Annotated in this window: 12 protein-coding genes; 6 read left to right on the top strand and 6 right to left on the bottom strand. The window is 63.2% G+C overall.

What is annotated here, in order from left to right:
• Window positions 1–27: 27 nt before the first annotated feature.
• Window positions 28–1,011, top strand: a complete 984-nt coding sequence (locus tag BLU71_RS12280) for a GlxA family transcriptional regulator (RefSeq protein WP_083353198.1) — start codon at window positions 28–30, stop codon at window positions 1,009–1,011.
• 24 nt (window positions 1,012–1,035) lie between these two features.
• Here the strand turns inward: BLU71_RS12280 and BLU71_RS12275 are convergent, their stop codons facing one another.
• From BLU71_RS12275 to BLU71_RS12255, 5 genes are all read right to left on the bottom strand, one after another.
• Window positions 1,036–1,554, bottom strand: coding sequence for a hypothetical protein (locus BLU71_RS12275; protein WP_083353197.1), 519 nt, complete (start codon window positions 1,552–1,554; stop codon window positions 1,036–1,038).
• Between the two features lie 48 nt (window positions 1,555–1,602).
• Window positions 1,603–1,992 (bottom strand): hypothetical protein, encoded by a 390-nt coding sequence (locus BLU71_RS12270; RefSeq protein ID WP_083353196.1) that lies wholly within the window; start codon window positions 1,990–1,992, stop codon window positions 1,603–1,605.
• A gap of 393 nt (window positions 1,993–2,385) precedes the next feature.
• Window positions 2,386–4,212, bottom strand: coding sequence for a glycoside hydrolase family 15 protein (locus tag BLU71_RS12265; RefSeq protein WP_065614985.1), 1,827 nt, complete (start codon window positions 4,210–4,212; stop codon window positions 2,386–2,388).
• Complete coding sequence (locus BLU71_RS12260) at window positions 4,205–5,005, bottom strand: glucose 1-dehydrogenase (protein WP_083353195.1); 801 nt, start codon at window positions 5,003–5,005, stop codon at window positions 4,205–4,207. Before BLU71_RS12260 ends, BLU71_RS12265 begins: the two co-directional genes overlap by 8 nt.
• Before the next feature lie 90 nt (window positions 5,006–5,095).
• Window positions 5,096–6,217, bottom strand: coding sequence for a family 2 encapsulin nanocompartment cargo protein terpene cyclase (locus BLU71_RS12255; protein ID WP_231982528.1), 1,122 nt, complete (start codon window positions 6,215–6,217; stop codon window positions 5,096–5,098).
• Window positions 6,218–6,345: 128 nt separating this feature from the next.
• On the opposite strand from BLU71_RS12255, the gene BLU71_RS12250 reads away from it, so the two are divergent.
• Window positions 6,346–7,602: an MFS transporter gene (locus tag BLU71_RS12250; protein ID WP_083353193.1), complete on the top strand. Its 1,257-nt coding sequence runs from the start codon at window positions 6,346–6,348 to the stop codon at window positions 7,600–7,602.
• Here BLU71_RS12250 and BLU71_RS12245 read toward each other — a convergent pair.
• A complete protein-coding gene (locus BLU71_RS12245; RefSeq protein WP_083353192.1) occupies window positions 7,536–8,669 on the bottom strand; it encodes a cupin-like domain-containing protein in 1,134 nt (377 codons plus the stop codon). The two genes, BLU71_RS12250 and BLU71_RS12245, sit on opposite strands and share 67 nt — an antisense overlap.
• A gap of 135 nt (window positions 8,670–8,804) precedes the next feature.
• Here BLU71_RS12245 and BLU71_RS12240 point away from each other — a divergent pair, with 135 nt between their 5' ends.
• From BLU71_RS12240 to BLU71_RS12225, 4 genes are all read left to right on the top strand, one after another.
• Window positions 8,805–9,545, top strand: a complete 741-nt coding sequence (locus tag BLU71_RS12240; RefSeq protein WP_042608396.1) for a thioesterase II family protein — start codon at window positions 8,805–8,807, stop codon at window positions 9,543–9,545.
• A gap of 39 nt (window positions 9,546–9,584) precedes the next feature.
• Entirely contained in the window at window positions 9,585–10,568 is a 984-nt protein-coding gene (locus BLU71_RS12235) for a TauD/TfdA family dioxygenase (RefSeq protein ID WP_083353191.1), read from the top strand.
• A 188-nt stretch (window positions 10,569–10,756) separates the two neighbouring features.
• Complete coding sequence (locus BLU71_RS12230) at window positions 10,757–14,158, top strand: non-ribosomal peptide synthetase (protein ID WP_083353190.1); 3,402 nt, start codon at window positions 10,757–10,759, stop codon at window positions 14,156–14,158.
• The gene (locus BLU71_RS12225) at window positions 14,155–21,987 is read left to right on the top strand and encodes a non-ribosomal peptide synthetase (protein WP_083353189.1); all 7,833 of its coding nucleotides are present in this window, start codon (window positions 14,155–14,157) and stop codon (window positions 21,985–21,987) included. The genes BLU71_RS12230 and BLU71_RS12225 overlap by 4 nt, the downstream gene beginning before the upstream one ends.
• Window positions 21,988–21,996: the final 9 nt, after the last annotated feature.

Below are 21,996 nucleotides of genomic sequence, written 5' to 3'. Positions count from 1 at the left end.
CGCCAATCACCCCACGAATCACGCCAAATGTCCAAAGCCATTCACGTCCTCGCGTTTGCCAACATGCAGATTCTTGATGTCACCGGGCCGTTGCAGGTGTTTGCCTCGGCCAATGATCTCGCCCGCCAGCGCGGGTTGCCGACGCCCTACGCGCCGAGCGTGATCGCCAGCGGTGGCGGGGCGGTGCTGTCGTCGGCGGGGTTGGCGGTGCTCGCCGAACCGTTGCCGCAAACGCCCAGCGACACATTGATCATCGCCGGTGGCTGGGGCATTTATGCGGCATCGGAAGATCGGCAACTGGTCGACTGGGTGCGCGAACATGCGCACGGCTGCCGGCGCGTTGCTTCGGTGTGCACCGGGGCCTTTCTGCTCGCGGCCAGCGGCTGGCTCGACGGCCGCCGCGTGGTCACGCACTGGACCCGCTGCGAACAATTGGCCGAGCAACATCCGAATCTGCGTGTGGAAGCCAACCCGATTTTCATCAACGACGGCCCGGTGTGGACTTCCGCCGGGGTCACGGCGGGTATCGATCTGGCGCTGGCGATGGTCGAAGAAGACCTCGGTCGCGACATTGCCCTCGACGTGGCCCGGCATTTAGTGGTGTTCCTCAAACGCCCGGGCGGGCAGTCGCAATTCAGTGTGACGCTGTCGCTGCAACAACAGGGCAACCGCTTCGATGAACTGCACGCCTGGATCGCCGAGAACCTGACCTGTGATCTCGGCATCCCGACCCTCGCCGAACAGGCCGGCATGAGCGAACGCAGCTTCATCCGCCACTACCGCGCCGACACCGGCCAGACCCCGGCGCGGGCGATCGAATTGATCCGCGTCGAAACCGCCCGGCGACTGCTCAGCGATACCGGCCTGCCGGTCAAACGCATCGCGGCCAATTGCGGGTTTGGCAGCGAAGAGACACTGCGGCGCAGTTTTCTGCGGGCTATTGGCGTGACGCCGCAGGCTTATCGGGAGCGGTTTTCGGTCAGCGTTGCAGCAGATCCAGTATTGCCGTGATTGCTGAGTGGAGCGGATGGAGCTTTAGAGTGCGACCTGTGCGTTTTTTGAATAGCGGTATTTGAACCGATCGCCATAAATAGACTTGACGATCAATTCATAATCGATGCGTTCGCTAGCGTACGCCTGCAGAAGCAACTTATTCAATGCACAGACCTCTGGGGCTTTTGGATTGGCTTCGATGAGGCGCTCTTCGCTATTGACTGTAAAGGCATCGTTTGGGCGTGGGCCACCAACAAGAAAACACAGCGGGTTGAGTCCCAGCGCAGTCACGGCAGAAAAGAACTGTCCATACTGATGATCAGGGACCGGTTGTCCGTCTACGTAAACCTTGACGCTTTCTACAAAAGCGTTGCCCATGCCGTTATTGAACGCGTAAATACCCCACTGATCTTTATTTCCGTTGTTGGAGAAATACGAAGTTATACGAGGCTCTACCGAGACATGGTTATGTTTGATTTGCGCTTGCGCTTGCCAAAACGTTGCACCCAGCGCCAGCAAAGCAACCGCAAGTGCGAGTTTATCTACAGATGTTGAAGTCATATAAAAGCCTGAAAAGGTGGATTGCTAACCTCAGATATTCGTGACCGTTCAAACCTCAACTTCCGCCACCTGATTGAAATACTTGGTCCGATCCGGCGTAAACGTCACCTTCATCTTCGTCCGTGAGCATGTCAGCGCACGCTCCTGCGCCAGATCAATATCCAGATCCTCACCGCGCACACCCTGCCACTGCGCCAGGTATTTCAGGGAGCCATATTTCTCGTTTTTCTTCAGGCTGCGACTGACGCCACCCTTCCAGCCAAGTACCGGCAATTCACCGGCCAGACAGCGCTGGGCGAGTTCGGGAAAGCGTTCGGCGCGCTGGCGGCCGATTTCCCAGCATTTGATCAGGCCTTTGTCGGCGGCTTCCCAGAGCTGGGTGCGGCTCAGTCCGGTGCGAAGAGGGGAGTCGATGCTGCGCTGGACATGGTGAGGCATTCCGGTTCCTTGAATTCGGGGGTGGTTGGACAGCTCCGCTGTGCCCGTTGCGTTGGATGGTAGGTGTGGATGTAACGGCTGGCAACAAGGTATTTCGGCGTGTAAGCGTACGTTGCCGGGTAGGTCTGCGTAGCCTCTGTTTAACCAACACGGCAGCGGCCCACGCTTGAAACTGTGGCGAGGGAGCTTGCACCCGCTCGGCTGCGCAGCAGGCGCAAAGCCAGTGGCTGCGGGGGCTTTCAGTCAGTGGGCAGTCAAGTGACGGGTGCGCTTCGCGACCCGGCGGGAGCAAGCTCCCTCGCCACAGAGGCTGGGAGCAGCTGCCTGTTTGCGTGGCGTCAATTCCAAAAATCGGCGTTGATCAGGGCTGTTTCCTACAGCCCCTGGTGTCAATTACGGCTGCCAGGAACTCTTCTCGCCACTCAACTTGCGATCAAGAAAACTCGCTGCACTGATCAGCGCCAGATGCGTCAGCGCTTGCGGCGTGTTACCCAGATGGCGGCCATGGCTGTCGAACTCTTCGGCGTACAGCCCCAGCGGGTTGGCGTAACGCAGCAACTGCTCGAACTCCAGATGGGCTTTTTCCACCTGCCCGGCGCGCGCGAGGCATTCGACGTACCAGAACGAGCACGCAGCGAATGCGCCTTCGGTGCCGTTGAGGCCATCGATGTTGGCGTCTTCGTTGCGATAGCGATAGACCATGCCGTCGCGCACCAGGGTTTTTTCGATCGCTTCCAGAGTCGAGAGCCAGCGCGGGTCCTTGGCGCTGACGAAACGCACCAGCGGCATCAGCAGCATCGAGCCGTCCAGCGCGGTGCCGCCCTTGTACTGAACGAAATGCCCGCGTTCTTCATCCCAGAAGTTGTCCCAGATGTCGGTGTAGATCGCTTGCCGGGTCTGATCCCAACGGGCGAACGGCGCCGGCAGCGAACGCTTGGAAGCCAGACGGATTGCGCGGTCCAGGGCCACCCAGCACATCAGCCGCGAGTGCAGGAAATGATGGGTCTCACCGCGCATCTCCCAGATGCCGACATCCTCGGTCTGCCAGTTCTCACAGACCTGATCGACCACTTCGCCGACGTGCCGCCAGCCTTCATGGGAAATCGCGTCACCGTATTTGTTGACCAGATACACGGCGTCCATCAGTTCGCCGAAGATGTCCAGCTGGACCTGCTCGTAGGCACCGTTGCCGATGCGCACCGGTCGCGCGCCGCCGTGGCCGGCCAGGTGCGTGAGTTCGGTTTCCGGCAACTCCTGCTGGCCGTCGATGGCATAGAGGATGTTGAGCTTCATCGGTTTGCCGCAGCAATCGCTGACCCGTCCGCGCAACCATTGCATGTAGTGGTTGGCCTCGTCGACGAAGCCCAGGCGCATGAACGCATAAACCGTGAACGACGCATCGCGAATCCACGTGTAGCGATAATCCCAGTTGCGCTCGCCCCCGGGGGTTTCCGGCAGGCCAAAGGTGGCGGCGGCGAGGATCGCACCTTGGCGGCGCGAGGTCAGCAGTTTCAGGGCAAGGGCGGAGCGATTGACCATTTCCCGCCACCGGCCGCGATAGTTGGATTGGCCGATCCAGCCGCGCCAGTATTTCAATGTGCGCTCCATGCACAGCTCGGCAGCGCCCTCGGTGAAACGCGGATCATCAATGCCGCCGAGCATGAACGCGGCGGTTTCATTGTGCTTGAGGGTGAATTGCGCGACGGCTGCCTGTGCGCCGACCTGCAGGGTTTGATCTGAAGCCAGGCGTAGCGACGGCTGACCAGTGGCGTGGAACGTCACGTCTTTTTCGTCCATCTCCGCCCGGGTTTCGGCGCGGCCGTAGTCGTGACGTACCGCGCAACGCAGGTTGAACGTCGCCGAGCCGCTGACCACTCGCACCCGGCGCATCAGCAGCGGCAGGGAATCGACATCGTCACCGATGGGCAGCAGATCGGTAATCTCCACCACGGCGTGTTCGCTCAGCCAACGGGTCTGCAAGACGTTGGTGTCGGGCAGATAAATCTGTTCCCGGCGTGCGTCCGGCAAGTCCGGCGCGAGCTGGAAAATGCCTGCCTCTGGGGTGTCGAGCAGCGAGCAGAAAATCGTCGGGCTGTCGAACTCCGGCCAGCAGAAAAAATCCACGCTGCCCTTGTCATTGACCAGCGCGGCGCTGCGCATGTCGCCGATGATGCCGTGAGCACCGATGGCGCTCTGTTGTTCCATTTCAGGCTCAGCCATTGCCACGAAACTCCGGATAGAGGCTCATCCCGCCATCGATGAACAGGGTGGTGCCGACGATGTAATCGGACAGGTCGGAAGCGAGGAAGACCACTGCATTGGCAACGTCCTCGACGTCACCAATGCGTCCGTAGGGAATCAGTTCGAGAAGCTTTTTGCCGGCTTCGCCTGCGGTGGCGTCAGCGTTGATCGCAGTGCTGATCGCACCGGGCGCGATGCTGTTGATGCGGATGCGCTGGTGGCTGACTTCCTGGGCGAGGCTCTGCATCAATTGATCGACGCCGCCCTTGGACGCCGCATAATTGACATGCCCGGCCCATGGAATGCGCTGGTGCACCGAGCTCATGTGAATGATCTTGCCCGCCGCGCGCGACACGCCTTCGCGCACGCCCTGACGCTGGAAAATCCGCAACGCTGCACGCGCGCAAAGGAACTGCCCGGTGAGGTTGACGCCGATCACCGTATTCCAGTCGTCGAGCGTCATGTCCACGGCGGCAGCGTCTTTTTGCAGGCCGGAATTGGCCACCAGAATGTCCAGCGAACCGAACGCGTCGACGGTCTCTTTGAACAGCCGTTCGACCTCGTCCTCTTTCGAGACGTCGGCACCGATGGCCAGTGCTTTACCGCCCTTGGCGTTGATTTGCGCGGCCAGTTCTTCAGCGGGGCCGGCGCTGCTGTTGTAGTTGATCACGACCGCAGCGCCGGCCGCGGCGAGTGCTTTCGCGGCGCCATGGCCGATGCCGGAGCTGGCGCCGGTGACCAGTGCCACCTGATGAGCGAGGGAGATCTGCATGACGATTCACGCCTTGGTTCCAGAGACTTAAGTAGCTGACTGATGGCCGGCGGCGAGAGTTCATCTGCAACCATGAAAAGTTCGCCAGCGTCAGACCTGATAGCGGCCACTGCTGCGATGCCATTCGACGTTGCCGGCCAACCAGCTCTTGATTCCGCGCAGGTAGCGTTTGAGTCGCGGCGAGGCGTGCGGCAACAATGCTCGTTCTGCCGACTCATACAGATGCATGATTTCATCGTGAACGGCAGCACTTTGTGCCATCGCCTGCGCGGGCGAGCAGCCCTGTTCGCGGATCAGCAACAAGGGCAGGTTGAAATCGCCGATACCCGCCTGCTGTTCCTTCAGCGCGGAAAACAGGTCATTGACAATCATCGTGGCGCTGGCGGCCAGCGTCGTGACGCGCCTCACCGCGGATGAACTGTAGACGTTGGCGGGCAATTCATACCCGCCAATGATGTCGATCAGCGCCAGGCACGGCAGGAAACTGTTGACCTGCCGTTGAGCCAGATATTCCCAGAGCGCGGGCGTGATTCCTTCGATACGCCAAGCCGCTTCGGCGGTCATGGTGACGAACATGGCAATGATTTCATGGCGCACGCGGGCAACCTGCGCCGCTGTCGCGAATGCCTCGACCCGCGCCAGCCAGGCACGCAGGGCGACCAACACCTGATCACTGTTCAATGCCTGCTCAAGCTCCGGGCGAAATCGTTCGCTCAAGTGAACCGGCTCCAGGGCTGCCAGCGCCAGAGAGAGGCGCGGCCCGACCATTCTCGGCTCAGACCCGGTTCGCTCGTCGTCGCAATAGTAATCGTCCACGGCAAACAGCGCGGCGAAACATTGCGCCGCCAGCAACAGCCGATCGGGCTCATCGGTGTCGGTATGACACAGCATGGCGAAGCGCCCGAAAGCCATGGCGCGGACCTTGTCGTGCCGCCCCGGAAAAATCCCCACCTGCTCGATCCACGGCATCAGCCGATCATCCACCGCAGCCGCCAGCGCGGCGTCGTTGCGAAAGGGTGCCAGTCCATACAGGGCGGGCACGGCCCACGGCGCCTTTTCCGCTTCGGGTAAGACGAGCATTGACGATTCGTCCATGGCGAGGCTCCTGAGTGTGGTTGCAGGGTTCCAAGGTGATACGTGAAGATCAACGGCCTCATCAGAGCGCAAACCACAAGGGAGCGCACCTGTCAGGTCTGACAGGTCAACGCGCATTTTCGACAAATGGTCATCGTCGTCAGCGCTGGAAAGATCAGCTGGCTTTCACACTCCACCAACAATTGCGCGCTTCCACGGCATTCAAGCCTATGGCAACTTGGCCGCCCCTGATGAGGCTGCGATCGATGGCAAACCCCTACCGCGAATTGTTCACCGCCCCAGGCGCCCGTGCTTTTGTAATGGCCGGGATGCTGGCGCGCATGCCGATTTCGATGACCGGCATCGGCCTGATCACCATGCTCGCGCAGTTGAACGGCGGCTATGCGCTGGCGGGCGCGGTGGCGGCGACGTTCGCCCTGGCCACGGCGTTTTGCGCGCCGCAGGTGTCACGGCTGGTTGACCGTTATGGGCAGGGGCGGGTGCTGCCAATCGCAGCGCTGACAGGTGGCGGCGGGTTGTTGATGTTGCTGCTGTGCACGCGTCTGCAGGCGCCGAACTGGACGTTGTTCGTGTTCGCCGCGCTGGCCGGTTGCATGCCGAGCATGTCGGCGATGGTGCGGGCGCGCTGGACCGAAATCTACCGGGGCCAGCCGCAGTTGCAGACGGCCTATGCGCTGGAGTCGGTGCTCGACGAAGTGTGTTTTATCGTCGGGCCGCCGCTATCGGTGGGCCTGTCCGTTGCAGTGTTTCCCGAGGCCGGGCCGTTGGCGGCGTTGTTGGCGCTGGCTATCGGCGTGACGACGTTTGTCGCCCAGCGCAGCACCGAGCCGCCAGTGCACGCGCAGGAGTCGCAGCATCAGGGCTCGATCATTCGCTCGACCGATGTGCAATGGCTGCTGGCCTTGATGCTGGCGATGGGCGTGATCGTCGGAGTCATCGATGTGGTCAGCGTCGCCTTCGCCCAGCATCAGGGCCAGCCGGCAGCGGCGAGTATTGTCTTGTCGGTATACGCGATCGGCTCATGCCTGGCCGGCATCGCCTTTGGTGCGATGCGCTCGAAATTGCCGCTGCCGCGCCTGTTTCTCTACGGCGGCGTGGCGACGGCGGTGACCACGCTGCCGCTGCTTTTGGCGAGCAATATTCTCGGTTTGTCGGTGGCGGTGTTCATCGCCGGCCTGTTCTTTTCGCCGACGCTGATCGTGGCGATGGCGCTGATCGAACGCATCGTGCCGCCGGCCAAACTCACCGAAGGCCTGACCTGGCTGGTGACCGGACTGAGCATCGGCGTAGCAATCGGCGCCGCCGGCTCCGGCGCGCTGGTGGATGCGTTTGGCGCGCGCAGCGGGTTTTGGCTGGCGATCGCGGCGGGGGCGGTGGTGCTGGTTTCCGCGTTCCAGAGCTACCGCCACCTCCTACGCTCCTATAGGAAATCGGGTTACCAGCCTCGTCCTGAGTTGATCCAGAAGTTGACGGATAGCGACGTCGACACCGATTCAACCTGATGAAACCACCCCTCGGGCAAAAAAAGCAGATCCCCAGCCTCCAGCGTCACGCGCAAAAATGTCACCTCCCGCGCCGCCGGGAAACGCTCATAGTCCGGCGCGTCCGGGTTGAAATCGCAGCCATCCAGACCACCCTTGGGCGCGGTCGACCAGGTGCCCAGCGCCTCGCGATGATGCGGTGCGGCGAGGGTGAATTTTTTCTGCCCCCAGACCTGGGCGAACAGGTTGTCGGTGTCATCGCGATGCAGCGGCGTCAGCGTGCCCTTGGGGCCGATCCAGATGCGCGGCGGGATGAACAGCGAGGTGTCGAAGTAGGGCGGGTACTGGATCTGTTGCAGCAATTGCGCGGGCAGAATGTTGTTGCCCATGTACGCCGGCGGCTCGCCGTCCGCGACCTTGACCGCCGGGCTGTCCAGCGAGGCGATGAACTCGGCCATCGAGGTCGAGCGGAAATCACGCTCGGTGGAGAAGGTCTTCTTCACGTAATCGCCATGGCGGGTGATGCCCTGCAATTCGGCGAAATGCACCAGCGACTCTTCGCGGCTCAGGCTGAACAACGGCCAGTCGTGCAGGGCGTTGCTGATCACCAACGGAATGCCATTGGGCAGATAACGGGTTTCGAATTCATGTCGGCTCAATTCGGCGCGCGTGCGACGTTCGACGCTGGTCTGCCGAGGCAGTGCGGCAGTGAGCTTTTCACTGAAGCGCGGCGGGGTCGGGTAGCGCTTGTTCATGTCGACCTTTTCCACCGTGCCGCCTCCCTGGCGGGCGTGGTCGATGATCTGCGGCAGCATTGTCGCCAGGCCCATGTTGCCGCCGATCTTAAGCCGACCGCTGGCGAACAGTTCCTCGACATTGACCACCCCGGCCATGATCCCCAAAAAGTCCTTTTCTGCCACTTCGATGGTCACGTCCGGGCTTGGGTGGCGCCCGAGCTCCGTGCGCTGGCTGGTCTTGATGTCGTACCAGTACGCCTGTTGTGCACTGAAGATGAACTGGAAAACGCCCTCGATGCCGACCGCGCCGGCGTTGGCGAACAACTTGCCCAGAATGCTCTGCAGGTCCACGGTGATTCCCTCGCGATTGTTGTTTTTTTCCTGAACAGGCAACGAGCGGCCGGCGGGGGAATTTAGCGATCGGTGACTAATTTGTCCGGCCATTGATCCGTCTTTCTTGCAGACACATTTTTCAAGGAAAGCGCGGTGACCAAGCTGACATTGCTGTGCCTGCCCTATTCGGGTGCCAGCGCCATGGTTTACAGCCGCTGGCGGCGTCAACTGCCGACGTGGCTGCAATTGCAACCGGTGGAACTGCCGGGGCGTGGCGCGCGGTTCGACGAACCTCTGCAAACCGATATGCGCGCGTTGGCGCGGCAACTGGCGCGCGAACACAAACCGGGTCTGCAAGGCCCGTATGCGTTGTTCGGGCATAGCCTCGGCGCGTTGCTCGCTTGCGAACTGGCCCATGCCTTTCGCGAGCTCGGCGCGCCGGAGCCGCTGGCGCTGTTCGCCTCCGGCACCGCTGCGCCGACCATGCGTAGCGACTACGACCGCGGCTTTGCCGAGCCGCGCAGCGATGAGGAGCTCATCGAACAGCTGCGCACCTTTCAAGGTACCAGCGAAGAAATTCTCGCCAATCAGGAATTGATGAGCCTGACCCTGCCGGTGCTGCGCGCCGATTTCATGATGTGCGGGCGCTTCACGCCTGCCGAGCGGCCCTTGCTCAATTGCCCGGTGCACGTGCTCGGCGGCAAGGAAGACCGCGCCACCACTGAACAACTGATCGGCTGGAGCAAAGAGACCCTGGGCAGTTTCTCGGTGGACATGATGACCGGCGGGCATTTCTTCATTCATGAACATGAAGCGCGGGTCATTCGCACGATCAAGAGCCATCTGGAAGTGCATCACCGGCGCCTTGCGCAGGCCGCGCAACCGGCGTTCTGAAAAGCGACTCATCCATCACGCATAGTCAGGAGGCCAGTCATGGCTGTTGCTTTGGGATTTTCCGTTCGGCCATTGCTGCCGCAGCGCGGACGCTTGCCGCTGTTGATCGAGGCGAGCGATGCCGACACTTATCTGTTGGCGGTATTCGATGAATTGAAGGAGCTGGTCGACGAGCATCTGCTGCGCGACGGTGGTGTGTTGTTTCGCGGTTTCCGCCTCGATGGCGCCGAGCAGTTCCGCCAGTTCGCCGCGAGCTTCGGTCATCCGCTGCTGAACTACGAGTTCGGCTCGACCCCGCGTACCAACGTCACCCAAGGCGTGTACACGTCCACGGAATACCCGGCGCACCAGAGTATTCCGTTGCACAACGAACAGGCGTATTCCCGCGACTGGCCGATGAAAATCTGGTTCTACAGCATGATCGCGGCGAAGTCCGGCGGTGAGACGCCGATTGCCGACAGCCGTGAAGTCTACCGGCGCATTCCGGTGGCGATCCGTGAGCGCTTCGTCAGCAAAGGCCTGATGTACGTGCGCAACTTCGGCAACGGCCTCGACGTCGCCTGGGAAGACGTGTTCAACACCGAAGACCGCGAGGTCGTCGAGGCCTACTGCAAGGCCCACGGCATTGTCTGTGAATGGAAGGACGATGGTGAACTGCGCACGCGGCAGACCTGTCAGGCGGTGGCGGTGCATCCGGTAACGGGCGATCACGTCTGGTTCAATCAGGCGCACCTGTTTCACATCTCCAACCTGCAAGCGGAAGTGCGCGAAAGCCTGCTCGACATCGTCGACGAAGAAGACCTGCCTCGTAACGTCTACTACGGCGACGGTTCGCCGATCGAAGACGAAGTGCTGGCGCAGATTCGCGCGGTGCTTGATGACTGTGCGATCAGTTTTCCGTGGCAGGAGGGCGATGTGCTGATGCTCGATAACATGTTGTCAGCGCATGCTCGCTCACCGTTCGAAGGGCCGCGCAAAGTGATTGTGGCAATGGCCGAGGGGCATTCGCAGGACGCGCGCTGAGCAGATCGCAACGCTTCAATTTGAATGCCGAAGTCGGGCCTGTACCGGGCTTCGGCATTTGTCTGTCTGGCGTTCGTACCGTCGGGCTGCGATTGCCGCTGGTGCGCTAAATCGTTGCGCGGGCCATTCGTTCTTGTTGATACGACCGGGTCTCCAGGTCACGCCGCCGATCAGCAAGGACTCCACGCATGAATGCCGCAGACGCACAGAAACTAGCCCGCCGCTTTATCGAATTGCCCCAGGACAAACGTCGTTTGTTCCTCGCCGGCATGGCCCGCGAAGGCATCGATTTTGCGCAGCTTCCCATGACTGCCTGCGACGGCATCGCTGAGCGCGACGGCCTGTCTTACGCGCAGCAGCGCATGTGGTTTCTCTGGCAACTGGAGCCGACCAGCGCAGCCTACAACCTGCCGATGGCGGTGCGTCTGGATGGCGATCTGCAAGTCGAGGCACTTGAGCAGGCCTTCAGCCGCCTGGCGGCACGCCACGAATGTTTGCGCACCACCTTCGGCCAGGACGGCGAGCGTGCCTTCCAGCGTGTGGCCGAGCCGCAGCCACTGAAGTTGGCCGTTACTGACCTGGGCGGTTTGCCCGAAGCACAGCGCTGGCCGCTCGCGGAGCAGCACATGATGGCCGAGGCGACCCAGGCCTTCGACCTGCAGAACGGCCCGCTGCTGAGTCTGCGTCTGTTGCGCCTGGCCGAGCGGGAACATGTGCTGCTGCTGACCCTGCATCACATCATCGCCGACGGCTGGTCGATGAACATTCTGATCGATGAGTTCATGCGCACCTACGATGCGCTGGTGGCCGGGCGCGAACCGACGCTGGCGCCGCTGACCGTGCACTATCGCGACTACGCGCTGTGGCAGCGCAGCTGGCTGGAGGCTGGCGAGCGTGAGCGGCAACTGGACTACTGGCGCACGCAACTGGGCGACGAGCATCCGGTGCTGGAATTGCCCACCGACCGCGCCTATCCGGCGCAATCCAGCCATCAGGGCGCACGCCTGGAAACGGTGATCGATGCAGCCCTGCGTGAAGAGCTGAAAAGCCTTTCCCAGCGCCAGGGCGTGACGTTGTTCGTGGTGCTTTTGGCGGCGTTCAAAACCCTGCTGCATCGCTACAGCGGCCAGACCGATATTCGTGTCGGCGGACTGATCGCCAACCGCACCCGCAGTGAAACCGAAGGCCTGATCGGCTTCTTCGTCAACACGCAAATCCTGCGCAGCGCGCTCACTGCGCAGACGCCGTTCACTGAGCTGCTGCAGAGCCTGCGCCAGGCGGCACTGGGTGCGCAGGCCCATCAGGATCTGCCGTTCGACGCCCTGATCGAAGCCCTGCAACCGGCACGCAGCCAGAGCCACAATCCGCTGTTTCAGGTGATGTTCAACCATCAACCGCTGGTCACCGATTTGCATCAGGCGCAACTCGCTTCAGGCTTGCGCGTGGGCTATCTGAGCGAAGAACAACTGGCCGGCAGCGCTCGGCAACACGCGGCCACCAGTGACCTGATGCTCGACACCCGTGAGGAGGGCGAGCAACTGTTTGCCGCCTTCACTTACGCCACGGATATTTTTGACGCCGCGACCATCGCCGCGCTGGCCGGGCATTGGCGCAACATTCTCCAGTCGGTGTGCCGCGACCCGCAACAGTTGATCGGTGACGTGGCGATGCTCGCCGATAGCGAACGGCAAGCGCTGATTCAGTCCACTGCGCCTGCGCCTCGTTTCACCAGCGTGCAAACCCTGTTCGAAGCGCAGGTCGCGCGCACTGGGCAAGCGCCGGCGGTGCGGTTGGCCTCTGCGCCTGCGCCGGCATTCAGCTACGCCGAACTCAACACTCGCAGCAATCGTCTGGCCCATCAGGTGCGCGCATGGGGTGTCGGTCCGGACGTGCTGGTCGGCGTCGCGCTGGGGCGCTCGCTGGAACTGGCGGTGGCGCTGCTGGCGGTGCTCAAGGCCGGTGGTGCCTACGTGCCGCTGGACCCGCAGACCCCGGCCGAACGCTTGCGCCATGTGCTCGATGACAGCGGTCTGAAACTGTTGCTCAGCGACCGGCAAAGCCTCGCCAGCCTGCCGCCGCTCGATGGTGTCGAGTGCCTGTGTCTGGAGCAGTTGCCCGACAGTGAGCAGGCCGACAATCTGCCGGTCACGGTCGAAGCCGACAACCTCGCCTACGTGATCTACACCTCTGGCTCCACCGGGCGGCCGAAAGGCGTGGCTGTCAGTCACGGTGCGCTGAGCGAGTTCATCGCCCGCGCCATCGATTACAGCGATCTGCACGAAGGCGACCGGGTTCTGCAATTCGCCACCAGCAGTTTCGACGGTTTCGTCGAGCAGTTTTTCCCGCCGTTGTGCCATGGCGCCAGCGTGGTCATGCGCGACGCGCCGTTGTGGGACAGCGCGACGCTGCATCAGGTCATCATCGATCAGGGCGTCACTCTTGCCGACTTGCCGGCGGCCTACTGGTATTGGCTGGTGCAGGAATACGCGGCGAAACCGCCGGCAAGTTTCGCCGCGCTGCGTCAGGTTCACGTTGGCGGCGAAGCCATGGCGGTGGACGGCTTGCGCCTGTGGCAGCAGGCCGGGCTCGGCCATGTGCGCCTGCTCAACACCTACGGGCCGACCGAGGCCACGGTGGTCTCGACGATTCATGACTGCACCGGGCTGACCGCGCAGGATGTGTCGTGGCGCGGCATGCCGATCGGCAAGGGGCTGGCGGCGCGGCGCCTGTACGTGCTCGACGATGACCTGAACCTGCTGCCGCAAGGCGCGGTGGGCGAGTTGTACATCGGTGGGCCGGGACTGGCACGGGGTTATCACCGTCAGCCGAGCCTCAGCGCCGAGCGTTTCATTGCCGACCCGTTCGCCGACGGTCAGCGCCTGTACCGCACCGGCGATCGTGCGCGGCTGCGCGGCGATGGCGCGCTGGAGTACGTCGGTCGGGTCGATCATCAGGTGAAGATTCGCGGTTTCCGCATCGAACTGGGCGAGATCGAATCGCGCCTGCAGCAATGTCCCGGGGTTCGCGAAGCGGTGGTGCTGGCGGTGCCGTTCGCGGGCGGTACGCAACTGGTCGCCTACGTGGTGACGGAACCGGCAGCGCTCGCCAGTGCGGCGACGCAAGCGCTGTTCCGTCAGCAGACCCGCGCCGCGCTGCAAGCCAGCCTGCCGGATTACATGGTGCCGGGGCATCTGCTGTTGCTGGCGAACCTGCCGCTGACGCCGAGTGGCAAGCTCGACCGCAAGGCCTTGCCAGCGCCGGATCCGGCGCAGTTGCAGGGCGATTACCGTGCCCCGCAATCGGCGGCCGAGCAGTGCCTGGCGCAGGTCTGGGCCGAGGTGCTGCAGGTGCCGCGTGTGGGTCTGGACGATCACTTTTTTGAACTGGGCGGCCATTCGTTGTTGGCCGCGCAGGTGATCGCGCGAATCAAGGAGCAGATGGGTGTGGTGCTGCCGCTGCGCAGTCTGTTCGAAAAACCGCTGCTGGCGGATCTCGCCGAGGTGCTCGGGCAACTGGCCGAGGCGAGCGGCGACGACGACTGGTCCGACATGGATCAGTTCATGAATGCTTTGCAAGGAGAAGAAGTATGAACGGCACGATGGCGGAACGTATTGCGCAAAGATTCGTCGGCCTGCCGCTGGAACAGCGTCGGCTGTTTCTCGCCAGGCTGCGTGAGGAGGGCAAGGATTTCAGCCTGCTGCCGCTGCCGGTCAGCCGCCATGACTGCGCGTCGATTCCCCTGTCGTTCGCCCAGCAGCGCCTGTTGTTTCTCTGGCAACTGGAACCGCACAGTGCCGCGTACAACATGGCCGCCGGCTTGCGTCTGAAGGGGCTGCTGGACGAGTCGGCGCTGAACCGTTCGTTCGATCATCTGCTGGCGCGCCATGAAGTGTTGCGCACGGTGTTCCACACTGACGGCGATCAGCCCCAACAGGTGATTCTCGAGCAGCAGAGTATTGCCCTGGAACGCTTCGACCTGACGGGCATCGCGGCGCAAGAGCGCGAGCAAGTACTCGCGCAACACGTGCAGGACGTCACCGCGCAACCGTTCGATCTGCGCCATGGCCCGCTGTTGCGCGCCAGTCTGTTTGCCTTGGCCGACGAAGAGTTCGTGCTGGTGGTGAGCATGCATCACATCGTCTCCGACGGCTGGTCGATGGACGTCATGGTCAAGGAATTCGTCCAGTGCTATCAGGCCTTCAGCCTGCAGCGCGAGCCGCAGTTGCCGGCGTTGCCATTGCAGTACGCCGACTATGCGATCTGGCAGCGACGCTGGCTGGAAGCAGGCGAGGGCGAGCGCCAGCTCGACTACTGGCGTCAGCAACTGGGTGACGAGCATCCGCTGCTGGAAGTGGCGCCGGACTTTGCCCGACCGCTGACCCAGAGTTTTGCGGGGCAGACCCTGAGCTTCGATTTCGGTGCCGACCTGTCGCGCCAGCTCAATGCTTTTGCCCGCAGCCAGGGCATCAGCCTGTTCATGCTGGTGCTGGCCGGGTTCTCGCTGTTCCTCTCGCGTCTGGCCGGCGAGCGCGACATACGTGTTGGCGTGCCGAATGCCAACCGTGGCCGCGCCGAAGTCGAAGGGTTGATCGGTTTCTTCGTCAACACCCAAGTGCTGCGTTGCCAGGTCGATGAGCGCGGCAGTTTCGCGGATCTGCTGGCGCAGGTGCGGGAAGCGGCGTTCGGCGCGCAGGCGCATCAGGAATTGCCGTTCGAGCAACTGGTCGACGAATTGGTCGCCGAGCGCACCCTCGGTCACAACCCGTTGTTCCAGGCCAAGTTCAACCAGAACGTCGGCATGCAGAAACAACGCTCGATGGCCTTACCCGGTCTGACCGTCAGCGAATACCCGCTGGCCAAGGACGGCACGCATTTCGATCTGGCCCTGGACATCACCGACGACGGCGCGCTGATCCACGGTCAGATGACCTACGCCAGCGATCTCTATCGGGCGGAAACGGTCGCCGCTTTCGTGCCGATGTTGCTCGACCTGTTCAGCCAATTGCTCAATGCGCCGCAGGCGCCGCTGCACACGGTCGCCACGCAACGGCCTGCGGCGCTTGCCATTCAACGCGAACCGGCGTTGACGGTGTTGCAGCACTGGACCCGTGAAGTGGCCCGCCAGCCGCAGGCGCTGGCCGCCCGTGATCTTCAGCAGACCATGACTTTCCAGGCACTGGATGAGCAAGCCAACCGTCTCGCCCATTATTTGCGTGCGCAGGGCATCAATGTTGGCGAACCGGTGGCGGTGCTGCTGGAGCGTTCGCTGGACTGGCTGACTTGCGTGTTGGCGATTCTCAAGGCTGGCGCGGTGTACATGCCGCTGGACGTCAAGGCACCGAGCGCACGCCTGCACCAGATGCTCGGGGCTGCGCAGGCACGGGCGTTGATCGCTGCCGAAAGCGGTGCGCGGGTCAGCGAACTGGCGGTCGAGGGCTGTCAGGGTCTTGAATTTGCCCCGGAGCAATGGCAGTCGCTGCCGGCGTCCGCGCCTGAGCTGACGCTACATGCACAATCGCCGGCCTATGTGATTCACACCTCCGGTTCCACCGGGCAACCCAAGGGCGTGCTGGTCAGCCACGCTGCGCTGGGCGGTTATGTGCGCGGCGTCCTCGAGCGTCTGGCGCCTGCGCCCGAGGCGAGCATGGCGCTGGTTTCGACCATCGCCGCCGACCTTGGCTTCACCGTGCTGTTCGGCGCGTTGTGCTCGGGCCGCCTGCTGCATGTGCTGCCGGAAGAGCTCGGTTTCGACCCGGACCGCTTTGCCGATTACATGGCCCGCCATCGCGTCGGCGTGCTGAAAATCGTTCCCGGCCATCTCGCCGCGCTGTTGCAGGCGGCCAAGCCAGCCGACGTGCTGCCGGAACACGCATTGATCGTCGGCGGCGAAGCCTGTTCGCCGGCGCTGGTCGAGCGCGTGCAGCAACTGAAACCGGGCTGTCGCCTGATCAATCACTATGGCCCGAGCGAAACCACCGTAGGCGTGCTGACCCATGAGGTCGAAGCACTTGCCGCGCAAACGCGCAGCGTTCCGGTCGGCACGGCGTTGGCCGGTGCCCATGTCTATGTGCTCGACGATGTGCTCAACCCGGTGGCCGATCAGGTTGCCGGTGAGCTGTACATCGGCGGCGACAGCGTTGCCCTGGGTTACCTGAATCAGCCGGGGCTGACCGCCGAACGTTTCCTGCCCGACCCGTTCGGCGCAGCCGGCGCGCGGGTGTACCGCAGCGGCGACCGGGTCCGGCGCAACCGCGAGCAGGCGCTGGAATTCATCGGTCGTGCCGACGATCAAGTGAAAGTGCGCGGCTACCGCGTCGAGCCCGCGGAAGTCGCGCGGCTGTTGCTCAGCCTCGACGGCGTCAGCGAAGCCGCCGTGCTCGCGCTGCCACTGGATGACGATCCGGCGCGCCTGCAACTGCTTGCCTGGTGCGTGCCGCTAGCGGGAGCGAAAGTGCAGGCGCAGGATCTGCGCGAGCAATTGCAGGCGCGGCTGCCGGACTACATGGTGCCGGCGCAGTTGCTGTTGCTCGATAAGCTGCCGCTGACGGCCAACGGCAAACTCGACAAACGCGCCTTGCCCGTGCCCGGCGTGGTCAGCCAGCAGTTCGTCGCGCCGGTCGGTGAGATCGAAGAGAAACTGGCTGCCATCTGGGCCGAGGTGCTCAAGCTCGAGCGGGTCGGCAGCAGCGATAACTTCTTCGAACTGGGTGGCGACTCGATTCTCAGTCTGCAGATCATCGCCCGGGCCAAGCGCCAGGGGATCAAGCTCAGCCCCAAGCAGTTGTTCGAAAAACAGACCATCGGCCAACTCGCCGCTGTGGCCAAACTGATCGAGGCCAAACCGGCTGCCGCTGCCGCTGCCGCAACTGTGGCACGCGGGCCATTGCCGTTGCTGCCGATTCAAGAGCGTTTCTTCGAGACGCCGATTGTCCAGCGCCAGCACTGGAATCAGTCGGTGATGTTGCAACCGACCCTGGCGCTGGACGCCGTGCATCTGCGCAAGGCGCTGGCGACGTTGCTCGAACAGCACGAAGCACTGGCCTTGAGCTTTGTGCAGTCGGGCGATCGCTGGCAGGCACTGCCGCAGCCGCAGGGTGATGCCGAACTGCTCTGGGTCCACGAGCTGGACAACCTCGACGCCTTGCCAGCGCTGGTCGACGCGGCGCAGCGCAGCCTGGATCTGCAACGCGGGCATTTGCTGCGCGCGGTGCTGGTCAATCTGCCGAATGCCGAGCAACGTCTGCTGCTGGTGATCCATCACCTGGTGGTCGATGGCGTGTCGTGGCGCATTCTGCTGGAGGACTTGCAGCAGGCCTACCACGCCCTGGCGGCGGGAACGGCGCTCGCGTTGCCGGGCAAAAGCAGTTCGCTGCACGACTGGGCCGGGCAGTTGCATCGTTATGCACAGAGCGAAACGTTGGCGGCTGAAAGCGCTTATTGGCGTCAGACCCTTGAGGCCGACGACGCGGCCCTGCCACGGGATTTTGCCGAGGACAGCCAGACCCGCGCCGAGGCCGCCCGCGCCAGTACGCGCCTGAGCCAGACACTGACCGACAAGCTGCTGAAAGTCGCCCCGGCGGCGTATCGCACGCAGATCAATGATCTGTTGCTGACTGCATTGGCGCGGGTGCTGTGTGACTGGAGCGAGCAGCCTTCGGTGTTGATCCAGCTCGAAGGTCATGGTCGTGAAGACCTGTTCGACGACATCGACCTGAGCCGTACGGTCGGCTGGTTCAGCAGCCTGTTCCCGGTGCGCCTGACCCCGCAGGAAAATCCCGTTGCGTCGCTGTGTGCGATCAAGGAGCAACTGCGTGCGGTGCCGGGCAAAGGCATCGGTTATGGCGTGCTGCGTTACCTCACGCGTTCTGCCGAGTTGCAGGCGCTGGCGCAACCCCGGGTGACCTTCAATTATCTCGGCCAGTTCGACGGCGCGTTCAGCGCTGAGCAAGGCGCGTTGTTCGTGCCAAGCGCTGACAGCACCGGTGCCAATCAGGATGAGCAGGCGCCGCTGGGCAATTGGCTGAGTGTCGACGGTCAGGTCTTCGGCGGTGAGCTGGAACTGACCTGGACTTTCGGCACCGGCATGTACCGCGCCGAGACCATCGAGGCGTTGGCCGAGGCCTATCGCGTCGAGCTGGAGCGCCTGATCGAACATTGCTGCGAGAGCGGCGCCGGTGGCGTGACACCCTCGGACTTCAACCTCGCCAACCTCACGCAAGAGCAGCTGTCGGCGCTGCCGATCGCGCCGCGTGACATCGTTGATCTGTACCCGCTGTCGCCGATGCAGCAAGGCATTCTGTTCCACAGCCGCAACGAGCCGGATAGCCCGGCCTATACCAATCAACTGCGGGTCGATGTGGAACAACTCGATGCCGAGCGCTTCCGCCAGGCCTGGCAGCAGACCCTCGACGCCCACGATATCCTGCGTACCGCGTTCGTCTGGCCGCAGGATGCCGCAGCGCCGGTGCAGGTGGTGCGCAGCTGTGTGCGGATGCCGTGGCAGGTGCAGGACTGGCGCGGTCGCGATGGCCTCGATTCAGCGCTTGATCATCTGGCCACTGAAGACCTGCACAACGGTGTCGATCTGCTCGACGCGCCGCTGTTGCGCGTGACGCTGGTGCGCACCGATGAGAACACTCATCACCTGATCTACACCTGTCATCACATCCTCATGGACGGCTGGAGCACTTCGCAGTTGTTCGGCGAAGTGCTGCAACGCTACGCCGGCATCACGCCGAGCGCAGGGCAGGGGCGCTATCGCGATTACATCGAATGGCTTGGCCAGCGCGATCAGCAGGCCAGTCGGCAATTCTGGAGCGCGGCGCTGGCGGAACTCGCAGAGCCGACGCGACTGGCCAGCGCCATGCCGGTCCGGCAGCGCGACGCAAGCGGTTATGCCGATCATGAGCATGTGTTCAGCGAACAGCTGACGGCCGAACTGAACCGCTTCGCCCGCGAACAGAAAGTCACCCTCAACACGCTGGTGCAAGCGGCGTGGCTGCTGCTGTTGCAGCGCTACACCGGGCAGGATCACGTGGCGTTTGGTGCAACCGTGGCTGGGCGGCCGACGGATTTACCGGGCGTCGAGCAGCAGATCGGCCTGTTCATCAATACCTTGCCGGTGGTGGCGGCGCCATCGCCGGAGATCGGCGTCAGCCAATGGCTGCAACTGGTGCAGGACCTCAATCTGGCGTTGCGCGAGCACGAACACACGCCGCTGTACGACATTCAGCGCTGGGCCGGCACGGGTGCCGGGGCATTGTTCGACAGTATTCTGGTGTTCGAAAACTATCCGATGGCGGAAGCGCTGGCGCAGGGCCCTGAGACGGGCCTGAAGTTCTCGGCAATCCGCCGGCAGGAGCAGACCAACTATCCGCTGACGCTGGTCGCGGTCACCGGCCGCGAGCTGAGTCTGGGCGTGAGTTACGATCAGGCCAGTTTCGACGCTCCAGCGATCAGTGCGTTGAGTGCGCAGTTGCAAGGCCTGCTCGAGCAGTTCCTCGCCGACGCCACCCAGCCGCTGGGTGCGCTGCAACTGCTCGCCGAGCCACAACGGCAACAAGCGATCGCGTGGGGCAAGGCGCCGGTGACCGCGCCGGATCAACGCACGGTGCTGGCGCACATCGCCGCGCAGGTGCAGCGGCAGCCACAAGCGAGCGCGGTGCGGTTCGCTGAGCAGTCCATCGATTACCAAAGCCTCGATACCCGGGCCAATCGTCTGGCGCACAAGCTGCAAGGCATGGGCGTCGGGCCGGAGGTGCGCGTCGGCGTGTGCATGCGCCGCACGCCGGACATGCTGGTCGCACTGTTGGCGATCCTCAAGGCCGGTGGCGCCTACGTGCCGCTGGACCCGGATTATCCGCAGGAACGGTTGCTGCACATGCTGGACGACAGTCGCGCCGCCGTGCTGCTCACCGAACCGGCGGCGTTGGCGATGCTGCCCGACACCTTGAGTGCGCAGGTGCTGCTGGTGGACGCGAGCGTCGCCAGCGAATGCCCGGTCACTGCGCCGCTGGTTAACCTCGCTGCAGACAATCTGGCGTACGTCATCTACACCTCCGGCTCCACCGGCAAACCGAAAGGCGTAGCGATCAGCCACGGCAATCTGTCGGCACTGATTCAATGGTCGGCGGGGGTCTATCGCGAAGAGCAATTGCGCGGCGTGCTGGCCTCTACCTCAATCTGCTTCGATCTGTCGGTGTGGGAAATCTTCGTCACGCTGGCCTGCGGTGGCTGTCTGGTGCTGGCCGACAACGCCCTGGCGCTGGCCGATCTGCCGGCGCGCGAGCAGGTCACCCTGATCAACAGCGTGCCGTCGGCGATTGCCGCGTTGCAACGGGCCGGGCAGATTCTGGCTTCGGTCGGCACCATCAATCTCGCCGGCGAACCGCTCAAGCAGAGTCTGGTCGACAGCCTCTATGCCAGCACCCGGGTGCAGCAGGTCTACGACCTTTACGGGCCGTCGGAAGACACCACCTATTCGACCTTCACCCTGCGCACGCCGCAGGGCCGGGCGAACATTGGCCGGCCGCTGGATAACACCGTGGCGTATCTGCTCGACAGTCAGTTGCAGGCGCTGCCCGCGGGTGTGCCGGCTGAGCTGTACCTGGCGGGTGCCGGGGTGACGCGCGGCTATCTGCACCGCGCCGCGCTGACCGCCGAACGCTTTGTGCCGAATCCTTACGCGAGCAATGGCGAGCGTCTGTACCGCACCGGCGATCTGGTGCGCGAGGGCGACGACGGCAACATCGAGTACATCGGTCGCGCCGACCATCAGGTGAAAATTCGCGGTTTCCGCATCGAACTCAGCGAGATCGAAGCGCGCCTGCTGGAGCTCGACGACATCGGCGAAGCGGTGGTGCTGGCGCAGGACGGTGCCGCTGGCAAACACCTGCATGCCTATCTCGTCGCCGCGCCGGACAGCGAGCGGTCGACCCTGACCGAGCGGGTGCGCAGTGCGCTGGTCAGCCGCTTGCCGGCGCACATGGTCCCGGGGCATTTGCACCTGATCGACGCGATCCCGCTGACGCCCAACGGCAAGCTCGATCGCAAGGCGCTGATGGCGTTGGCCGAGAGCCCGATGCAGGAGCAATACCAGGCGCCGCAAAGCGACCTGCAGTGGGAGATCGCAACGATCTGGCAGGAGGTGCTGGAGGTCGAGCGTGTAGGGCTGGCGGACAACTTCTTCCAGCTTGGCGGGCATTCGCTGCTGGCGACGCTGGTGGTGACCCGGGTGCAGGAGCGCCTCGGCGACAAGGTGCCGCTCAAGGCGCTGTTCGAAACCGACACGCTCAAGGAGTTCTGCGCGCGGATCGAAGCGCTGCGTGTCGAAATGTCGCCCGTTCAGGATGAATTGGCTAAATCACTGGAGGCCCTCAAACGTCTATCCCTCGATGATCTGGAAAAACTGATTTCTTGAGAGGGAAAA

Source organism: Pseudomonas moraviensis (genome assembly GCF_900105805.1).
Classification (GTDB): Bacteria; Pseudomonadota; Gammaproteobacteria; order Pseudomonadales; family Pseudomonadaceae; genus Aquipseudomonas; species Aquipseudomonas moraviensis_A.
This window is presented reverse-complemented; position numbering and strand designations above follow the sequence as displayed.